Source organism: Humibacillus sp. DSM 29435 (assembly GCF_001758225.1).
Classification (GTDB): domain Bacteria; phylum Actinomycetota; class Actinomycetes; order Actinomycetales; family Dermatophilaceae; genus DSM-29435.
Genome location: NZ_MAST01000014.1, coordinates 20,816 through 38,968, shown reverse-complemented (window position 1 = coordinate 38,968; position 18,153 = coordinate 20,816). Strand labels below are relative to the sequence as shown.

Below are 18,153 nucleotides of genomic sequence, written 5' to 3'. Positions count from 1 at the left end.
CTGCCACGATGAGTGCAGGAAAAAGTCATCGCGAACTTCTGGGGCCGATCGGCACTCACACCAGATGAACGACCCCTTTCGGGGCCGCCCAGCCAGGAGACCCACATGCCCAGCACCCGCCAGACCGTCTCGACCCTCGCCACCGGCTGCGTCACGCTCGCCGCATCCCTCGCGCTCGGGGCCTGCGGGGCCAGCACCCCCGCAACCGTGACCCCGGCCGGGGCCGCGGTCACCGCGAGCCCCGCCTCGGGTGCGCCCACCGCTCTGCCCACGAGCGTCGCCCCCGAAGCAGATAGCACGAGCCTGTCGGTGCCCGGTGGCGGCGTCGGCATCGACGCGAACGGCAACACCACCGCCTCGATCCCCGGCGGCGGCATCGCCGTCGATGCCGACGGCAACCCGACCGTGGCCCTGCCCGGCTTGGGGGGTAAACGCATCGGTGACTTCGGCTCGACCGGCACCGTCACGCTGAAGGGCTCCCTCAACGGCACCCCCACGGTGACCACCGCCCGGTGCAACGCCGCCGGCGGCCCCCGTGACCTCACCGCTACGCTCGAGGGCGGGATCGAGCTGCGAGTGACCATCGTCTCCGCCGAGATCGCCGACATCACCATCACCAAGGGCAAGGCGGAGTGGCGCGGCAGCTGGGTGACGAACTTCGCCGATGTCGCCACGGTCGACGACGCCTCGTTCACCGTCAAGGGCGCCCAGCTGAGCCCCGACTCGGACATCGACACCGGCGTCGCGGTGGCCACGGGTGTGGTCACGGTCGACGCCGTCTTCGACTGCTGAGCTCGACTGCTGAGCTCGACTGCTGAGCTCGGCCTCAGCCGGGCGCCAGCTCGAGGCCGGAGAGCACCGAGGCCAGGTCGGGCTCTCCGGTCGGCGCGGTCACCTGCAGGTACACGACCGTGTCGCCGACCGTGAGGGCCACCTCGTCGACGCGTCCGGAGGTGGCGCCGCAGCGTGACCAGCTGACCAGTCGGCCCCGCCAGCCGCCCACATCGACGGTCGACGGCTGGTGCACGAGGCACTCGTCGTGGGTGGTCTGCTCGGCGACGTCTCTGGCCTCCGGCCCGTCAGGGCCCGGAGCGGCCGGGGCCCGGGCCAGCAGCACCCTCGCGGCGTCCTTCGCCAGGGTGAAGCCCGAGGCTCCGCCGACGCCAGGAATGCTCGCGCTCTCGATCTGAGACCAGCCCCCATCGAGCCGCACCGACAGACCCCCGGCCGTACTTGCGTAGGTGCGGGGCCACAGGCTGCTTGTTGCCGTCGCTCCTGCGATCAGCGTCACCGCCAGCACCAACGCCAGCACCAACCGTCGACGCCGGATGCCGCTCAGCCAGGTCAGCGGCGCCACCTGCGAAGCCGGTTGTGCCACTGACAGTTCGGTGCGCAGCCGGGTGAGCAGCTCGGGTGCAGAGGGCCGTTCGTCAGGGCGTTCGCTCAGGCCGGCAGCCAACGACCCGAATCTGCGACCGGGAGACACCCCGGCCCGGGTCAACAGCTCGCGGGCGAGCACGCTGACGGCATAGGTGTCGGTAGCCGGCGACACCTCGAGCGAGAGCTCACGCTGCTCGGGCGCCCGATAGTCGCCGGTGCCGGCCGGCTGGGTCAGGCCCGAGCCGAGACCGAGGTCCTTGGCCAGCCCCAGGTCGGCGAGCACGGCGCGTGGACTCGACCCCGCAACCCACGGCTCGAGCAGCAGCACGTTGTGCGGGTTGACGTCACGGTGCACGATCCCCTTCGAGTGCAGCACGCTGAGACCCTCGACGACCTGGTCGAGCACCGCGAGCGCGGAGCCGACCTCGATCGAGCCACACTTCTCGAGATGGCTCGCGAGCGACCCTCCGGCGGCGTGGGTCATCACGAGGTAGGGCCGGCCGTCAGCCAGCTCACCCACGTCGTAGACGCGCACGACCCTGTCGTTCTCCACCCGACGCAGCAGCCGCGCCTCCTCGACGAACCGGGCGTGCACCTCGGGGCGCCGCGACCAGTTGTCAGCGAGCACCTTGACCGCGACGTCGGCATCGAGGGCAGGGTCGTGAGCCAGCCAGACGGTGGCGAAGGCCCCCGACCCCAGTGGGCCAACGACGTGCAGCCGGCCGGGTAGCTCAGGCGCCGTCATGGGCCCAATCCTGCCGCACCGCGCGACAACCTGGCCCAGACCGACGCGGACGGCCCCCCGTAGGCTGGCCCGAGTGCGCCCAGAAGTGAGCCCTGAAGTGAGCCCGGAGATGAGCAGTGACGAGCATCGCGACGAGCTGGCCCGAAGGGCCGCCGCGGGTGATGAGGTCGCTCTCGAAGAGCTGCTGCGGCTGATCCACGCCGCGGTGGCGCGGCGTTGCGCCCGGGTGCTGCCCCACCCGCAGGATGCCGAGGACGCCACCCAGGAGGCGCTGCTCGCCGTAGCCCGCGGCATCCGCACCTTCGAAGGGCGGTCCCGCTTCACGACCTGGCTGTGGTCGGTCGTGTCGAACAGCGCGTTCGCGACGTACCGCCGGATGCGTCAGCACGCCGACCACACCAGCCATGAGATGCCCGAGGTGGTCGACGCCCAGCACGTCAGCGTGCTCGCCGGCGCAAGGGTCGACCTCGTCGAGGCCATCGAGACGCTGCGCCGCGACCGGCCCGAGATCGCCGAAGCCGTGGTGTTGCGCGACGTCGGGGGGCTCGACTACGCCGAGATCGCCGCCACTCTCGGGGTGCCGCTCGGAACGGTCAAGTCGCGCATCGCCGGCGGCCGGTCCGCCCTCAAGGCGATGCTCACCCGGTAACAGCCGCTGAAGGGGCCGGGCGCTGGGACCGAATCGGTGGTTCGGGCAATCTCTGTCAGACTCCAGCAATGCCGATGCGCCAGTTCCAGCACACCGTGACCGCCGACGTCACCGCAGCCGCCGTCGGCAGCGGAGATCTCGATGTGCTCGCCACTCCCACCCTCGTGCTGTGGTGCGAGGTCGCCGCCTTCCAGGTGTGCGCCCAGAGCATCGACCCTGACCACACCACGGTCGGCACCACGATCACGATCGACCACGTCAAGGGCAGCCCCGTCGGGGCCGAGATCACGGTGCACTGCGCCGAACCGATCAACGACGGACGCCGACTCGTGTGTCACGTCATCGTCAAGGACGCAGACGGTGACCAGATCGCGAAGGGTGAGGTGCACCGCGCCGTCGTCGACCCCGACCGCTTCATGAGCAAGTGCCACTAGCCGACCTGCACCACCCGGCGCCGGTGGCCCCACCCGAGCGCATGTTTCGAGCCGACCCTCCCGGCCGGCTCCCAGAGTCGGCTGACACGCTTCCCAGGTGACCCTCGGACTGGTCGGCGCCTTGGTCGCGGCCGTCGCCTATGGCGCGGGCACCGTGCTTCAGGCGATCGGTGCCCGTCGCCTGACCGCCCTTCCTTCGGGGGCCGGGGGCCGGGCCCGGGTCGGGGCCGCCCTGCCGTATGCCGCCGGGTTGGGCCTCGACGGCCTCGGGTTCGCCGCCTCGGTGCTGGCCCTGCGCACCCTGCCCCTCTTCCTCGTCGAGTCAGCCGTGGCATCGTCGGTCGCCGTCACCGCCGTGCTCTCGGTGGTGGTGCTGCACCTGCATCTGCGGCGGGCCGAGATCGGCGCGCTCGGAGCCGTCGCGGTCGGTCTGGTGTGCCTGGCTGCCGTGGCCGAACCGGGTCCGGCGGTGCAGCCGGGGAACGGCTTCGCCATCGCCACGTTGGTTGCTGCAGCGGCTGTGGCGGCGCTCCTGGCGACCGGGGCCCTTGACCACGACCGGCAGCGCGGCGCCATCGTGCTGAGTGTGGCGGCCGGGCTCGGCTTCGGTGGGGTCGGGGTCAGTGCCCGACTCATCGAGGTGCCGGACCCGTGGTGGCACCTCGGCGTCGACGCGCTGGCCTGGGCGCTCGTGGCCCACGCCGCGCTGGCCACCGTCGCGTACGGCCTGGCCCTGGCCCGGGCCCGCGTCACCACGGTGGCCGCCATCACCTTCGTCACCGAGACGGTGGTTCCCGCCACGATCGGTCTGGCCCTGCTCGGCGATCGCGTGCTGCCCGGCCGGTGGCCGCTCGCCGGGCTGGCCTTCGCGCTGACGCTCGTCGGCTGCATCGTGCTCGCGGGCCGCAGCGAGTCGTCGCCGTCCAGAGATCTGGAGCACGACCGCGACGACGCTCACCTCACCCCCGGCGCTCTCGACGTGCCGGTGACGAACCCACGACCTTGAGCCCCATGACGGCCGCGACGATGAGGGCGATGAGGGCGACCTTGACCACCGTGGCCGACTCAGCACCGAACGTCATGGCGTAGCCCACGGTGAGGGCGGCTCCGAGGCCCGTCCAGACCGCGTAGGCGGTGCTGATCGGGATGGCTCGCGCCGCCTGACCGAGCCCGATCATCGAGAGAACAGCCGCAACCACGAAGACGACCGAGGGCAGCAGTTCGGTGAAGCCCTTCGATGCCGCCAGAGCCGACGCCCAGACCGCCTCGAGCACCGCACTGACCACGAGCAGCAGCCACGCTCGCGAGCCTGCCGGCGTCGTCATCAGGCCACCACCTTCAGGCCGATGACGCACGACACCAGCAGCAACAGGAGCACCCCGCGGGCCAGCCCCAGCGCCTCCTGCCCCCGGGCCACTGCGAGCAGCACCGTTCCCACGGCGCCGATGCCGACCCACACGGCGTACGAGGTGCCGGCGGGCAGGCCGCTCATGGCGTAGGCCAGGCCCGCCGTTGAGGCGATGACGGTGACGACGAAGAGCACCGCAGGGCCGCGGCGGCGGAACCCGTCAGAGTCGGCCAAGGCGGTCGCCCATACGGCTTCCAGAGCTCCGGAGAGGATGAGAACGAGCCAGTACACGAGGACCCACTTCTGGCCGTCTTGTCACTGGGCGGGTACGGCTCCCTCGTCCGCGAACCCCGGCACGGCGTTCCGGGCAAGCCTACCAAGAACGACCTCACGTATTTCGCGTGCTATTGCGCGCTCTGATCCCTAGTCTCGGGTGCAGTGCGATGCCCGAAAGGGGGCTTTGCCATGGGTCGTGAATATCTCGACTTCGACGTCGCCATCGTGCCCGGCGCCCACGGGTACACCGCGCAGGTGCTGTGTGCCCCGGCCGATCTGGCGTCGGCGCCGTTCACCCTGCCGTTCGCGGCGGCCGACCTGGCCCAGTTCATGATCGCCGTCGGACCACCCCGGGTCACCTCACGTCGCCTCGTTCCCGCCGTGGCCCGCGTCGCCGACGTCAAGGAGTATGGCCGACGCCTCGGGGACGCCTTGTTCTCCGGGTCGGTCGGCGCGAGCCTGCGCAGCAGCCTCGCGGCCGCCAACGCCCAGGGCAACGCCCTACGAGTGCGACTACGACTCGATGCCGTGCCCGAGCTCGACTCGGTGCCGTGGGAGTACCTGTACGACACGCAGCTCGACCGCTTTCTCACCCTGTCGCGAGAAACCCCCGTCGTGCGCGTGCTGGACTCCGTCGAACCGCTGTCGGAACTGGCGGTGCAGCTGCCGCTCAAGGTGCTCGTGATGATCTCGAGCCCCAGTGACCTACCGGCGCTCGCCGTCGAACGGGAGCGCCAGCTGCTCGTCGCCACGACCGGAGACCTCGCCAAGGCCGGGCTGCTCGATCTCGTCGTGATGGAGGGACCGGCGACGCTCGGCGCGTTGCAGAAGGCGCTCATCGACGAGTACAACGTCTTCCACTTCATCGGTCACGGCGGGTTCGACGACAAGGCCCAAGAGGGCGTGCTCGCCCTCGAGACCACGCAAGGCACCGTCGACCGCGTCAGTGGGGACAGGCTGGGCACCCTGTTGCACGACGCCCAGGGGATGCAGCTCGCCGTGCTCAACGCGTGTGAAGGCGCCCGCACCTCGAGCAACAACGCCTTCTCGGGTGTCGGGCAGAGCCTGGTGCGCCAGGGCCTGCCCGCTGTTGTCGCCATGCAGACGGAGATCTCCGACCGGGCCGCGCTCGTCTTCAGCCACGAGTTCTACTGGTACCTCACGCGTGGTCTCGGCATCGACGCCGCGATCTGCGAGGTGCGAAAGGCGATGGCCCTCTCCGACGGCGCCTCCGAATGGGGCACTGCGGTGCTGCTGCGCTCGGGCTCCGACCAGCCGTTCACCTTCCCGACCGTCTCCGATATCGCCGAGCCGGGCCGAGAGACCCGCTGGGAGTCTCTCTACGACGCCGCGCAGGGAGCCCTGAGCGCTCATGCCCCCGAGACAGCGCTGCCGATGCTCGAGCAGCTTGCCGCCGAGAAGCCCGACTACCAGGACGTCACCGCGTTGATCGAGCGGGTCCGTCCCGACGCCCTGGGTGAGCACTCCACGCCGGCGCCGACACCCGCAGCCGGCCGCGCGCCCACACCCACACCCACACCCACACCGGATGCTGCCCCCGTGCCGGATGCTGCCCCCGTGCCGGATGCTGCCCCCGGGCCCGCCGGCGAAAGCCTGCCGAGGCCACTCGCGGCAGCACGTGCCCCCGGTCGCTCGACCCGCCGCCGACGCTCCTGGGCTCGCCCGCTCGCAGGGTTGCTCGTGCTCGCTCTGCTGTGGGGCGGCGGCTCCTGGTGGTGGGGCAACGGGCTGGGCGTCATGGTGCGCTGTGGACTCGCAGAGAAGCCGCCGAGCGCCACGCAGGCGTCGTTCACCTTCGGTTGCGCCACGAGCGAGCCGACCATCGACGGCGACTTCGCCGACTGGAGCGGCGTCGGTGCCAGCATCTCCAGCGCGAAGCCGGTGGCCGGACCGGCTCCGACCAGGCCCTTCCACGGCACCTGGCAGGGCCAGTGGAACTCTGATGCGCTCTTCGTGCACGTCCGTGTCACCGACGCGAGCCTTCGCGCCGTTGACGCAGCCCGCCCCGACCAGTGGTGGCGCGGCGACGGGGTGTCGTTCGAGTTCGGCCCTGACAACCGTGGGCTCTCGTCGGCGGCACGGCCTCGCACGGGCCAGGACGTGCACCTGATGATCGGTCTCACCTCCTCCGGTGCGGAGGCTTCGGCCAACCCCGCCGCGAAAGGCACTTTCCCGGTCGGCGGCCGCCGCACCGACGTCACCGTGGTCAGGGCCATCACCGCCACAGGGTATGAGCTGGAGGCGAGGATTCCATGGAGCGCGCTCGGCCTCACCGAGGCGCCGCAGCGGGGCACGGTGGTGGCGACCAACCTCAACGTGAGCGACGCAAGCCCCACCGGTGCCTGGCGACTGCGCACGATGGTCAGCAGCAACCCCGGGCGCACCGGAGTGAACCAGGGCTTCCCGGCCACCTGGCAGCGTCTCGTGCTCGGTGACTCGGCGAGCTGAACGGCATCCGCGATGGGCAGCCCTCACCTCTACGCACTGCTCGTCGGCATCGACGCCTACCCGGCCCCCGTGCCCACCCTGCGGGGCTGCGTGGGCGACGTCACCGCGATGGAGACGATGCTGCGGGCGCGGGTGGGTGAGCCGGTGGTCTCCGCCGTGGTGCTGACCGACGCTCAGGCGACCCGTGCTGCGGTCACCGACGGCTTCCGCACCCACCTGGGCCAGGCCACCGCCGATGACGTCGCCGTCTTCTACTACAGCGGTCACGGTTCGCAACAGGCGTGCCCACCCGAGCTCTGGGGTGGTGAACCCGACCACCTCAACGAGACGATCGTCTGCGTCGACAGCCGGCTACCGGGCAGCTGGGACCTCGCCGACAAAGAGCTCGCGTCGCTCGTGGCGGGGGTGGCGGCATCCGGCTGCCACCTGCTCGTGGTGCTCGACTGCTGTCACTCCGGAACCGGCACGCGTGACCTCGACGAGACGTCACGGGTGGCGCCCGAAGACGAACGACCGCGCCCCGTGAGCACCTTTCTCGAGGGCAGCACCGTCGGCACGTTCGGCGCCACGCGATCGCTCTCGGCCGACAGCGATGCAGCCGCCGGCCGGCACGTGCTGCTCGCCGCCTGCCGAGCCGACGAGCTGGCCAAGGAGATCACGGTTCTCGGGGTGCACCGCGGAGCCCTCTCGGCCGCCCTCGAGGCGACCCTGCGTGACGGTGAGGGCTCGATCACCTACCGCGAGATGCTGCGCGCGGTCACGGCCGGTGTGCTGCGCCGAGCCGGGCAGCAGCACCCTCAGCTCGAGTCGGCGGATGCCACCGAGCTCGACCGACCCTTTCTCGGGGGTGCGATCCCGGCCACTCCCCGTCAGCTCACGCTGAGCCGCCTGCCCGACGGCTGGAGCATCGACTACGGCGCGGTCCACGGGGTGCCCGAGCCGATCGGTGACGACTCCACCGAGCTGGCCGTCTACCCGCTCACCGCGAAGACGTCAGGCGCGCCGCTCGCGACCGCGACCGTGACCTCCGTGCTGCCCGACCGGTCGCTCGTCACCCTCTCCGCACCGCTTGACGAGGGGTCGATCTATCGGGCCGTCGTGACCGGAATTCCCTTGAAGCCGTTACAGGTTGCGGTACGCGGCGTTGACGCCGACACGGCCCTGCTCCGTGAGGCAGCGCGGGCCGTCGACTCCACCCTGCTCACGTTGGTGGCCGATGCGCCGGATGCCGATCTGACGGTGGAGGCCATCGAGGAGGGGTTCGTCATCACCCGGCCCGGGGTCACTCGGCCACTGGTGCCTGTGGTCGCTGGTGACGGGCGCGCCGAACGCACGGTGGCCGCTCTTGAGCACGTCGCGCGCTGGCTGCGCCTCGCGGCCGTGCGCAACCCGGTCACGCACCTGACCACCGGTGCCGTCGCGTTGAGCCTGACGAGCCCGTCAGGTCACCTCGCCGACGACGGCACGCTCTCGATCTCCTACGCCGACGGGGTGGCGCCACCGTTCAACGTGACGTTGCAGAACACGACCGAGACACCTCTTTGGGCGGCTCTCATCGACCTGACCGAGACCTACGGCATCTTCACGGATGCCGTGCCGTCCGGGTCGGTCGCTCTCGAGGCGGGCCAGTCGATGACGATCGCGCTGACCGGTCAGGTCTCCGACGCCCTCTGGAACGCGGGCACCGTCACCCTCACCGACCAGCTCAAGCTCGTCACCAGCACGATCGAGTTCGACCCACGATCGCTCGAACAGGACGAGCTCGAGCTCACCCTGACGCCTGCGGCGGAATGCCCGGTGACCACCCGGTCGATGGGCCAGCCGGCGACCGGCGGCTGGAGTCTGCCGTGGGCAGCAGGCGCCGAGATCGTAGGCCGCGTCGAGCCGGTCACCCGTCGGCTCGGCCCGCAGGTCTCGCCGACGACCGGCGCCGACTGGCGCACCGACGATGCCTTCGTGCACACCACCCGGCCCCGGGCCTGAGATCGTGCACACGCGACGGCCTCAGTCACCCACTGAGCGGACGGGGACGGTCGAGCAAAGCCGGTGATGGGCCGGCTGGGCGACCGATCGGTCACGGGCCAGGGTCGGGGGGCCCGGTGGCGAAGGTGGTGCGCCAGTGTTGCCAGGTGTGCCACGTGACGCCGGTGGTGGTGATGGTCGCGGTGAGATGCTTCTCGTGGACGTACCCGTGGTGTCGCCGGCACAACAGGGCGAGGTTGTCCAGGCAGGTGGTTCCGCCGTCGATCCAGTGTTTGACGTGGTGCGCGTCGGTCCACTGCGCGGGGGTGGAGCACCCCGGGAACGAGCAGCCGCCGTCGCGGAGCCAGAGCGCGGTGCGCAGGGCGCGGGTGACGAGCCGCTCTTCCCGACCGACGTCGAGGGGTTGGGAGTCGGAGCCGAGCACGACGGGGATGATCGTCGCGTCGCACGCCAGCCGGCGCACGATGGCCGCGCTGAGCACGTCACCACTCAGACACGACCCGCCCCCACGCCCAGGGTTCGGCTTGCTGGTGGCCCAGTCGGGTGGGCAGCCGGAGGCTACGTATTCGCGTAGGGCCTCGAAGTTGATGGTGACCACGATCTTGGCCTTGTCCGTGCTCGGTGCCTCACCGGGCGCCGTGACACCGCGGGCGACGAGGTCGAGCAGGGCGTCCATCCGGCGCTGGTGCGCCGGTCGGGGGTCGTCCTCGATCCGCACCCCGTCACTGTCGGTCAGGGGGCGCGGCGCGGACAGGGGGTCAATCGCGGCTTTGAGGGTCGCGGCGCCTTCGGGGTCGAGGGTGCCGGACAGTCCGACCATCCCGGCCGCGTTCGGGCCGGTGAACCACAACCCGCGGCCGTCGCGACGTTTCTGGTCGTGCTCCTCAGCATCCTTCGGGGGGCGGACCTGGTCAGACAGCTCCCGGGCGAGCCTGGCGAGCTGTTCCCACCGCAACCCGGGTGCCTGCTCGGTCAGGTGGGTGACGGCCTGCTCGAGGTCGTACGGGTCAGCCACGGGCTTGAGGCGGGTGTGGAAGTCGATGACCTGCGCGGCCTTACCCACCGTGACCCGCCCGGACTGAGTCTGCTGTCCCGCGGCGGCGGTGTCGCCGGCGGTTCCACCGGTCACGGCCTCGCGTAGCTGGGCCCAGCGAGGCTCGTTGAACGCGGCCCCACACGTCACGACCGCTTTAGCTGCGCTGGCGGTCAGGGTGGGGTCGACCGTGCGCAGCCAGTCGACCCGGGACAGGCCACCCGGGGAGGCGCCGCCGCGGGCTTCGAGCTGAGTCACCAAACGTACAAGGTTCACCTCGCGGTGGTGTTGCACGGCGCCGAGCTGGGTCACCGACTCGAGCAGGTCGGTCTCGGTCATCCGGGTCGGTTCCATCTGGGGACGGTCCAGGCTCGCGGCCGCGAACGCGAACCCCGACGCGTACGCGCCGGACACGTTTGACCAGTTCGCCCAATGGACCGTCAACGGCGCCGGGAACTCCCGTACCGGCACATCCTCACCGGCCGAACCCGACGAGGCAGCACCCGGCGAGGTCGCGTCGGCGGAACCAGGTGCGGGCTCAGCGGCATCCGATGCAGCCGCCTCTGCGGCATCCGGGATGGGGGTCGACCAGAACCCGGCTGTCGCGGTTCCTCCGTTTCGGCGCTGGGTCGACTCGAGGTCGGCCAGCTGCTGCCGGAGCCTCTCGAGAAGCGAACCATTCGTGTTCATGACTCAAACCCTAGAGGCCACCACCGACACTCCCCCGCGCGCGGAATCGGCTTGTCCACAACCGAACTGGCCACTCGACTGTACGAAAGTGGCCACTCGACTGTACGAAAGTGGCCACTCGACTGAGGGTGGGCGCTCGAGGGCACAGCGGGCAACTCACGAACACCCGAGGTAGAGACTGCCGGGCCCTCATCGGGCCTGAACCGGCGTCGTCACACGCAAGGCTCGGTGAAATCCTGTTGGGTGGAGCTGAGGGGACTCGAACCCCTGACCCCCTGCATGCCATGCAGGTGCGCTACCAGCTGCGCCACAGCCCCGTACGGGTGCCACCTCGACATGATGCTCGCTGAGGCGACTGCGTCACTGTAGCCAATGACCGGGTCCGGGCCCAAATCGGATCCGGATGCCGTCGGTACGAGCCGGTGGTGTCAGGCCCTCCAGGGCCCGAGGTTCCAGCCGGCGATGCGCCAGCGCGATGCTTCCGAGTAGCTCTTGCCCGTCTCGACGAGGTCGATCCAGTGGCAGTTGTCGACGCCGCGCAACACGGCATCGGCCACATCACGGTCGAGGCCCACCAGCTCGGTCGCGGCCAGGCTGCCCGATACCCCGTGCGCGACGATGACGGCCGTCTCGCCGGGGAGAAGCTCTCGCTCGACCTCTCGGATCGCGGCGCCCGCCCGTGCGGCCACCTGAGCCCGGGTCTCGCCCGTGACGCCCCTGGGCACGTCGTCACCCCGCTCGAGCGCCGCGATGTCGTCGGGGAAGCGTTCGCGCACCTCCTCGACCCGCAGGCCCTGCCACTGACCGACGTGCACCTCCCGGAGCCGCGCGTCGAGGCGCAGCTCGAGACCGGTGAGGCCGGCGATGGCGTCGGCGGTGGCCGCCGCCCGCTGGAGGTCGCTCGAGACGAGCAGCACGGGGCGGTAGGCCGCCAGGTGCGGTGCGGCCGCAGCAACCTGTTCACGACCCACATCGGAGAGCTCGGAGTCCTTGTGGCCCTGCCAGACCCTGGCTGCGTTGTCGACCGTCTCGGCGTGCCGCATCACCACGATGCGTCGCGGGGATGCCGCCGCGCCTGGCGCCGCGCCTGGCGCAGGGCCTACCGCTGCGCGTGCCGCCGGGGGGCTCACGCCTGGCTGACCTCGGAGTCCTCAGCACCCTCGGCGTCGTCAGCGTCCTCTGCGTCAGGTCGGCCTTCTGCCACCGGCCGAGGCAGCAGGTCGACCGCGTCGAGGTCGACCTCCGGGCAGTCCTTCCAGAGCCGCTCGAGCGCATAGTACTCGCGCTCCTCCTCGTGCTGGACGTGCACGATGATGTCGCCGAAGTCGATCAGCACCCAGCGACCCTCACGCTGGCCCTCACGACGGATCGGTTTGCACCCCAGCTCACGCAGGCGGTCCTCGACCTCGTCGACGATGGAACCGACCTGGCGCTCGGATGCCGCCGAGGCGAGCACGAACACGTCGGTGAGCGGCATCTGGTCGCTGACGTCGATGGCCATGACCTTCGAGGCGATCTTCTCCTCGGCGGCCACGGCCGCCACCTTGGCGAGCTGAAGCGAACGTTCTGTTGCGGTCACGAATCTCCTTGCGGCAAGAGTGCCTTGGTGTGTTCTGTCAGCTCGGTAGCCGGATGTTCGGCCGGCGATCCCGCCACCTGGTTGAGGGGTGGGGTCAACGACCGGGCCCCGGCGACCGGCAGGGTCTGGTGGCTCGTGTAGAGCCCGTACTTGTTGATGTACTGCACGACGCCGTCGGGCACGAGATACCAGACGGGCTCGCCGTCAGCCACGCGCTCACGGCATCCGGTCGAGCTGATTGCCATGGCCGGCACCTCTTGCAGTGTCACGCGGTGCTCGGGCAGCCCCTTGTCAGACAGCACGTGCCCGGGTCGGGTCACCCCCACGAAGTGGGCGAGGTCCCAGATGTGGTCGGCGTCCTTCCACGACAGGATCTCGGCCAGAGCGTCGGCGCCCGTGATGAAGAACAGCTCGTCGCCGGGACGCTCGGCCGAGATGTCGCGCAGGGTGTCGATCGTGTAGGTCGGCCCGGGCCGGTCGATGTCGACCCGGCTCACCGTGAACCGTGGGTTGCTGGCCGTGGCGATCACCGTCATCAGGTAGCGGTGCTCGGCCGGCGATACACGTTCGTCGGCCTTCTGCCAGGGCTCCCCGGTCGGAACAAAGACGACCTCGTCGAGGTCGAAGAGCGCCTGAACCTCACTGGCGGCCACGAGGTGCCCGTGGTGGATCGGGTCGAACGTGCCACCCATGACGCCGAGGCGCATGCTCAGTGCTGCGACCCGTCAGACGAGACGGCGCTGCCCGGGGCGCCCTGCTGCTCGGGCGCGGGCCGGGGCGACTGCACCTTGTAGGCGGTGTTGCGGAAGCTCCAGGTGACGCCGAGCAGCAGCAGGAAGAGTGCGAAGGTGATCAGGAAATAGGCGATCACCGGCATCGGCAGCTCTCTGGCCGCCTCCTCGGAGACGAGGCTCAGGACGCTCTGCACTCGGTCTGACATGCGCTCAGCCTAGCGCCCACTCGTGAGAACAGCACACCAAGGTCGACGGATGTCAGCCGGCCGCCCTGCGCAGTACGTCGGCCAGGGCGCTGGCACCGGCAGCCTCGGCGGCCGCAGCCGCAGCCGCGAGCTGGGCGGGCTCGGCGAGGGTGGCCAGGTGACGGCTGAGATCGCCCTCGAGGTGCTGGGGAGCTGCCGGCTGCTGGTGGGCGCCGGTGACCCTGGCCGTCATCGTCGTCAGCACCGGGCTCGAGGTCGCCACCTCATCGAGCACCGCTGCGATGGATGCCGGGTCTGCGCCTGACACGCGGGGATCGGTCGTCAGCTCCTCGAGGCGCACGATGCGCCCGAAGACGGCCGGGTTGGTGATCTTGACCCGGTGGCCGGTGATCAGCTGACTCAGCATCGGTGCACTCAACCCGATCACGCCGGCCAGGCGGGCCTGCGACAGGCGGTAGGCCGCCATCAAGCGGCCCAACCGATCGGCCCAGCTCTCGCCGTAGAGCGCCCGCTGCTGCTCGTTGCCAGGTCCGGGATTCGCCGGAACATCCGCACTCACCTGTGATCTCCTGTCTCCAGCGCACCGGCGGACGCTTGCGCTTTTCGATTGCATATGCAAATGTTTGCCTCGTCCATTGCACATGCAAACTATCAGGGGGTTCCCCGTGGCACCACACCTCGCCACCTCGCGGTCGACGTCTCGAGGTCGATCGAGCCGGTTGCAGCACGCCGCCGGGCTGGTCGCGCTGGCCCTCGCCGGTATCGCAACGGCCTCGCCGGCCTCCGCAGCACCCATCCTCTCGCCGGTGGCCTCGACTGCAGCATCACCTGTTCTCTCGCCCGTCGTCTCACCGACCACAGCGAGCGTGCCGGTCATGGTCGTGCTCGATGCGTCCGGCTCGATGAACGAGACCGACGCGCCCGGCCCGCGCATCGACGCCGCCAAGAAGGCCGTCACATCGCTCGTCACCTCGCTGCCCGCGGGCACCAGTGTCGGGCTCAGCGTCTACGGCGCCACCACCGGCTCCGGCGCCTCCGACAAGGCCAAGGGCTGCCAGGACATCCGCACCCTGGTACCGGTCGCCCCGCTCGACCGGGCCGCTATCACCTCCGCCGTCGCCGGCGTCAAGGCCTCCGGCTACACCCCCATCGGCAACGCCCTCCGCGCCGCCGCGCAGGCCCTGCCGAAGGAAGGCCCCCGCTCGATCGTGCTCGTCTCCGACGGCGAGGACACCTGCGCTCCCCCAGCCCCCTGCGATGTCGCCAAGGACCTGAAGAAACAAGGCGTCGACCTCACCGTGCACACCGTAGGGTTCAAGGTCGACGCCGCAGCCCGCGCCCAGCTCTCCTGCGTCGCCACCTCGACCGGCGGCACCTACAGCGACGCCGCCGACGCGACCGCCCTCACCAAGACCCTCGAGACCAAGGTTGACCAGGCCATCACCGGCTACAGCGTCAGGGGCACCAAGATCACCGGCGCCGACCAGCTCTCCGAACAAGCCCCCCTGCTGGCCCCGGGCCAGTACCTCGACACCTACGCCAAGGGAGGGGCCAGCGACAACACCACCGGCACCACGAAGTACTACACGGTCCCCCTGCAGAAGAGCTCCACGCTCTACGTCTCGGCCACTCTCGTCGGCCCGCCGAAGACCGCGGCCACGGGAGTGTCGTTCTCCGGGGTCAAGATCACCCTGCGCGCTCGCGACAACTACGACTGCAACAACACCTCTGCGAACACACCGCTCACGAGCGAGCGACACTCACCGACGACCGCGGTGCTGACCGTCGACCTGGGCCGGCGCGGGCTCTCAGACCGGTGCCCGAGCGATGGGCTGGGCATTATCGAGATCGAGCGTCGCGGCACGGCCTGGCAGCAGCAGGCCCTCCCGATGGAGATCGTGGTGCGCATCGAACCGCCGGCCGACACCTCGGGCATCGCGCCCGCTTTCACCAAGCCTGAGCCGGGCCTGCCGCAACCCAACTTCGGGCCGGAGACCGCTATCACGGCGGGGTCGAGCTTCAACGACGCGGCGGCGCTGAAGAGCGGCCTGACCTACACCGGCACGATCAAGAGCGGCGAAGACCAGTTCTTCCGAATCCCCCTCCAGTGGGGCCAGCGCTTCAGCTACACGGTCGACGAGGTCGACACGGCCACGGCGTCGAGCTCCTCGCCGGTGTACGTGCGGACGAACTTCTACAACCCGATGCGGCAGGAGGCCGACACGACGGGCAGTTCGAGCAGTCAGCCCTGGTTCGCGGCTCGCGACACGGAACCGTTCACTGGTTCGAGCAACGTCCCGGTGCGCTACACCAACCGCACGCGGCCCGGCACCTCTTCTGGCAACTACCAGCTCGACGGCGGCTACTACCTGCGCCTCAGCGCCGACTTCGCCCCGAAGCAGGCCTCGACGCGCTACCGCATCACGGCCGTCGTGAGCGGCACTCCGGAGGCCGGACCTCGCTATGGGGCAGCGGATGCCGCCGACCTCACGTCGACGCCGTCGGCCTCCGCCACCCCCACGAACACGCCGGCCACCTCGGGGCCGACGTCGTCCACCTCGACCGACGACACCGAGACCGTCGCCACCTCACAGACCACCGGCGAAGGGGGTGGGCCCAGCGTGCTCACCATCGTGCTCCTGCTCGTCGCCGGGCTCGGCGGCGCCGGGCTGGCCGTGGTCGTCATGCAGGCCAGGTCGCGCCGCTCGTCATCCGACTCAGCCCAAGACCAGTCACCTCAGTCACCTCAGGGACCCCAGACGTAGGCGCCGTCGACGACGCGGCACGTCAGCCGGCCGTCGGCGGTGTCGAGTACGTCACCCTGCTGCTGCCACCCGCACGCGTCGCCCTGGGCGCTGGGCTGCACCACTGGGCCGGTGGGGCTCGTCGAGCCGTTCGCGTCGTCGAACGGGCCCCACCCGCTCGCGGCGGCAACGGCCGTGCCGGCCCCCACGACCGAGACGGCCGCCACCAGAGCGACCAGGCTCCGCCGGGGGCGCTGCCGACCCGAGGGTCGCGGCGCCGCCTGCGGAGCCGTTGTGTCATCGAGGTCCAGCGGCGCCTCCGACGACACCGCGGCTGTCGTCGGAGGGACGCTCGTTTCGGGGCGCTCAGGACCGTACCCCGGCTGGACCGCTGTCGGCCGCACACGCATCACGGTGGTCTCGCCATCAGTCTCGCCGTCGGTCTCGCCATCGGTCTCGCCGACGGTCTCCTCGGCGTCAGGCACCGCCTGCCGCCCGGCATCCTTCCCGGGGTCAGGCGCAACGGGCCCGACTCCCGGTTGCTCGTCGTCTGACCTCGCCGACCTGCTCACCGGAGCCGCCGGCTCGCTGGGCGCCCGCGCCGAGGTCGCCGAGGTCGCCGAGACGGCACCGTCGACGCGGAGCGAGTCGATCGGCGCACGGGGCAGCTGGTCGAACACGGTCACCGGGTCGCCGTCGACCGTTCGCGGCGACGAGGAACGTGGGATGCCGGCCAGCAGTCGCATCGCGGCCCGTGCGTCGACAGGTCGCCGCGCCGGCTCGGCCTCGGTCATGAGCCGTACAGCGGCCTGCAGCTGGGGGTCGACGAGCCGTTCGAGCCGTTCCTCGTCGACGTGGCCGTTCGGGCCGAGGGGCTCCTGGCCGGGCGCCGGCCAGCTCGTGGTGCGCGGCTCGAGGCCGAGGGCCATAGTCAGGGCCAGCCGACCGACGGCGTAGACGTCGTGGCTGGGATGCGGTCTGGCGGTACCGAGCATCACCTCGGGCGGGAGATAGCCCGGGGTGCCGATGACCATGCCGGTCTGGGTGAGGCGCGGTTCGTCAGCGCCGATCGTCAGCCCGAAGTCGGTGAGCATGCAGTGCACCGGGCCCTCCCCCGTGGCGCGGAGCAGGATGTTGCCCGGCTTGACGTCACGATGCACCAGCCCCGCCTCATGCATCGCGGCGAGCGCCGAGAGCACCTGTTCGAGCAACACCACCACCGTCGGTTCGTCGAGCGGACCGTAGTCACCGATGAGCGTGTGCAGCGAGCCGCCGTCGACGAGCTCGCTCGCGATGAGCACGGTGCCGTCGTCGGCCGCCCACGCGTAAGGGCTCGCGATGTGCGGGTGTTGCAGGCGCACCGACTGTTCGCGAGCGAACCGGAGCAGCTCACCGGCGTGCCGTTGCCGCATCACCTTCGCCGCGCACCACTGACCGCGCTCGTGGTCGTAGGCGCGCCATACCGTGCCGGTGCCCCCCGAGGCGATCGGGTCGACGAGGGCGTACCGACCGGCAACGATGTCGCTGCCGCCGCCGGCCCCACCCACGAACCCGCTCATCCCGACCCTCCCCACGCCGCTCATGGCTCGGAGGCTACCTGCCGCAGCCTCGCGAAACCGACCGTTGCGAAGGGCTGCTCCCCTGCTCCGACGGCGTCGAGCACCTCCCGCGCCGTCCGCTCGGCGAGCGAGCCGACCTCGGGCGGGTAGCCGAGCAGGGCCCGGTGCGCCTCGAACTCGTCCTCGTCGTCGACGAAGGCGGGGCATGGTCGACGGGGCGGGACACCCTTGCACGCTCCCGAGCCCGGCCGCATCCGGCCCGGCGCCCCGAGACCCGGCTCGAGAACCGGCTCGAGGCCCACCACGAGCCACAGCACAGACACA

18 protein-coding genes, 1 tRNA gene and 1 riboswitch are annotated in these 18,153 nt (G+C 70.7%); of the genes, 7 read left to right on the top strand and 12 right to left on the bottom strand.

Annotation, left to right across the window (positions count from 1 at the left end):
* The first annotated feature begins 105 nt into the window (after positions 1–105).
* Positions 106–792, top strand: coding sequence for a hypothetical protein (locus BA895_RS11605; protein WP_070192066.1), 687 nt, complete (start codon positions 106–108; stop codon positions 790–792).
* Positions 793–826: 34 nt separating this feature from the next.
* On the opposite strand, the gene BA895_RS11600 is transcribed toward BA895_RS11605, so the two are convergent.
* Positions 827–2,125, bottom strand: coding sequence for a serine/threonine-protein kinase (locus BA895_RS11600; protein WP_070192065.1), 1,299 nt, complete (start codon positions 2,123–2,125; stop codon positions 827–829).
* A 109-nt stretch (positions 2,126–2,234) separates the two neighbouring features.
* Here BA895_RS11600 and BA895_RS11595 point away from each other — a divergent pair, with 109 nt between their 5' ends.
* The 3 genes from BA895_RS11595 (at position 2,235) to BA895_RS11585 (ending at position 4,214) form a co-directional block, all read left to right on the top strand.
* Entirely contained in the window at positions 2,235–2,774 is a 540-nt protein-coding gene (locus BA895_RS11595; protein WP_070192064.1) for an RNA polymerase sigma factor, read from the top strand.
* Between the two features lie 68 nt (positions 2,775–2,842).
* The gene (locus tag BA895_RS11590; RefSeq protein WP_083283256.1) at positions 2,843–3,208 is read left to right on the top strand and encodes a thioesterase family protein; all 366 of its coding nucleotides are present in this window, start codon (positions 2,843–2,845) and stop codon (positions 3,206–3,208) included.
* 97 nt (positions 3,209–3,305) lie between these two features.
* Positions 3,306–4,214: a hypothetical protein gene (locus BA895_RS11585; protein WP_070192063.1), complete on the top strand. Its 909-nt coding sequence runs from the start codon at positions 3,306–3,308 to the stop codon at positions 4,212–4,214.
* Here the strand turns inward: BA895_RS11585 and BA895_RS11580 are convergent.
* Positions 4,168–4,533, bottom strand: coding sequence for a multidrug efflux SMR transporter (locus tag BA895_RS11580; RefSeq protein ID WP_070192062.1), 366 nt, complete (start codon positions 4,531–4,533; stop codon positions 4,168–4,170). The genes BA895_RS11585 and BA895_RS11580 overlap by 47 nt on opposite strands.
* On the bottom strand, positions 4,533–4,847 hold the full coding sequence (locus tag BA895_RS11575; protein WP_070192061.1) for a multidrug efflux SMR transporter: 315 nt from the start codon (positions 4,845–4,847) through the stop codon (positions 4,533–4,535). The genes BA895_RS11580 and BA895_RS11575 overlap by 1 nt, the downstream gene beginning before the upstream one ends.
* 11 nt (positions 4,848–4,858) lie before the next feature.
* Positions 4,859–4,929, bottom strand: a riboswitch (guanidine-III (ykkC-III) riboswitch).
* Positions 4,930–5,021: 92 nt separating this feature from the next.
* Here BA895_RS11575 and BA895_RS11570 point away from each other — a divergent pair.
* Positions 5,022–7,301, top strand: a complete 2,280-nt coding sequence (locus BA895_RS11570; protein ID WP_070192060.1) for a CHAT domain-containing protein — start codon at positions 5,022–5,024, stop codon at positions 7,299–7,301.
* Positions 7,302–7,313: 12 nt separating this feature from the next.
* On the top strand, positions 7,314–9,284 hold the full coding sequence (locus BA895_RS11565; protein ID WP_070192059.1) for a caspase family protein: 1,971 nt from the start codon (positions 7,314–7,316) through the stop codon (positions 9,282–9,284).
* 91 nt (positions 9,285–9,375) lie between these two features.
* Here the strand turns inward: BA895_RS11565 and BA895_RS11560 are convergent, their stop codons facing one another.
* The 7 genes from BA895_RS11560 to BA895_RS11530 form a co-directional block, all read right to left on the bottom strand.
* Entirely contained in the window at positions 9,376–11,007 is a 1,632-nt protein-coding gene (locus BA895_RS11560) for an HNH endonuclease signature motif containing protein (RefSeq protein WP_070192058.1), read from the bottom strand.
* A 244-nt stretch (positions 11,008–11,251) separates the two neighbouring features.
* Positions 11,252–11,324, bottom strand: a tRNA-Ala gene (locus BA895_RS11555).
* A 111-nt stretch (positions 11,325–11,435) separates the two neighbouring features.
* Complete coding sequence (locus BA895_RS11550; RefSeq protein WP_254666437.1) at positions 11,436–12,137, bottom strand: histidine phosphatase family protein; 702 nt, start codon at positions 12,135–12,137, stop codon at positions 11,436–11,438.
* Positions 12,134–12,586, bottom strand: a complete 453-nt coding sequence (rsfS, locus tag BA895_RS11545; protein WP_070192056.1) for a ribosome silencing factor — start codon at positions 12,584–12,586, stop codon at positions 12,134–12,136. Before rsfS ends, BA895_RS11550 begins: the two co-directional genes overlap by 4 nt.
* The gene (gene nadD / locus BA895_RS11540) at positions 12,583–13,278 is read right to left on the bottom strand and encodes a nicotinate-nucleotide adenylyltransferase (RefSeq protein ID WP_254666440.1); all 696 of its coding nucleotides are present in this window, start codon (positions 13,276–13,278) and stop codon (positions 12,583–12,585) included. The genes rsfS and nadD overlap by 4 nt, the downstream gene beginning before the upstream one ends.
* Before the next feature lie 17 nt (positions 13,279–13,295).
* On the bottom strand, positions 13,296–13,526 hold the full coding sequence (locus BA895_RS11535; protein ID WP_070192055.1) for a hypothetical protein: 231 nt from the start codon (positions 13,524–13,526) through the stop codon (positions 13,296–13,298).
* A gap of 52 nt (positions 13,527–13,578) precedes the next feature.
* The gene (locus BA895_RS11530; protein WP_070192054.1) at positions 13,579–14,085 is read right to left on the bottom strand and encodes a helix-turn-helix domain-containing protein; all 507 of its coding nucleotides are present in this window, start codon (positions 14,083–14,085) and stop codon (positions 13,579–13,581) included.
* Between the two features lie 106 nt (positions 14,086–14,191).
* Between BA895_RS11530 and BA895_RS11525 the strand changes: the two genes are divergently transcribed.
* Positions 14,192–16,291 carry a VWA domain-containing protein gene (locus BA895_RS11525; protein WP_175442301.1) on the top strand — a complete coding sequence of 700 codons (2,100 nt, stop codon included), beginning with the start codon at positions 14,192–14,194 and terminating at the stop codon, positions 16,289–16,291.
* Here BA895_RS11525 and BA895_RS11520 read toward each other — a convergent pair.
* Complete coding sequence (locus BA895_RS11520; RefSeq protein WP_083283253.1) at positions 16,273–17,853, bottom strand: serine/threonine-protein kinase; 1,581 nt, start codon at positions 17,851–17,853, stop codon at positions 16,273–16,275. The two genes, BA895_RS11525 and BA895_RS11520, sit on opposite strands and share 19 nt — an antisense overlap.
* The gene (locus tag BA895_RS11515) at positions 17,850–18,152 is read right to left on the bottom strand and encodes a hypothetical protein (protein WP_070192051.1); all 303 of its coding nucleotides are present in this window, start codon (positions 18,150–18,152) and stop codon (positions 17,850–17,852) included. The genes BA895_RS11520 and BA895_RS11515 overlap by 4 nt, the downstream gene beginning before the upstream one ends.
* Between the last annotated feature and the right edge of the window lies 1 nt (position 18,153).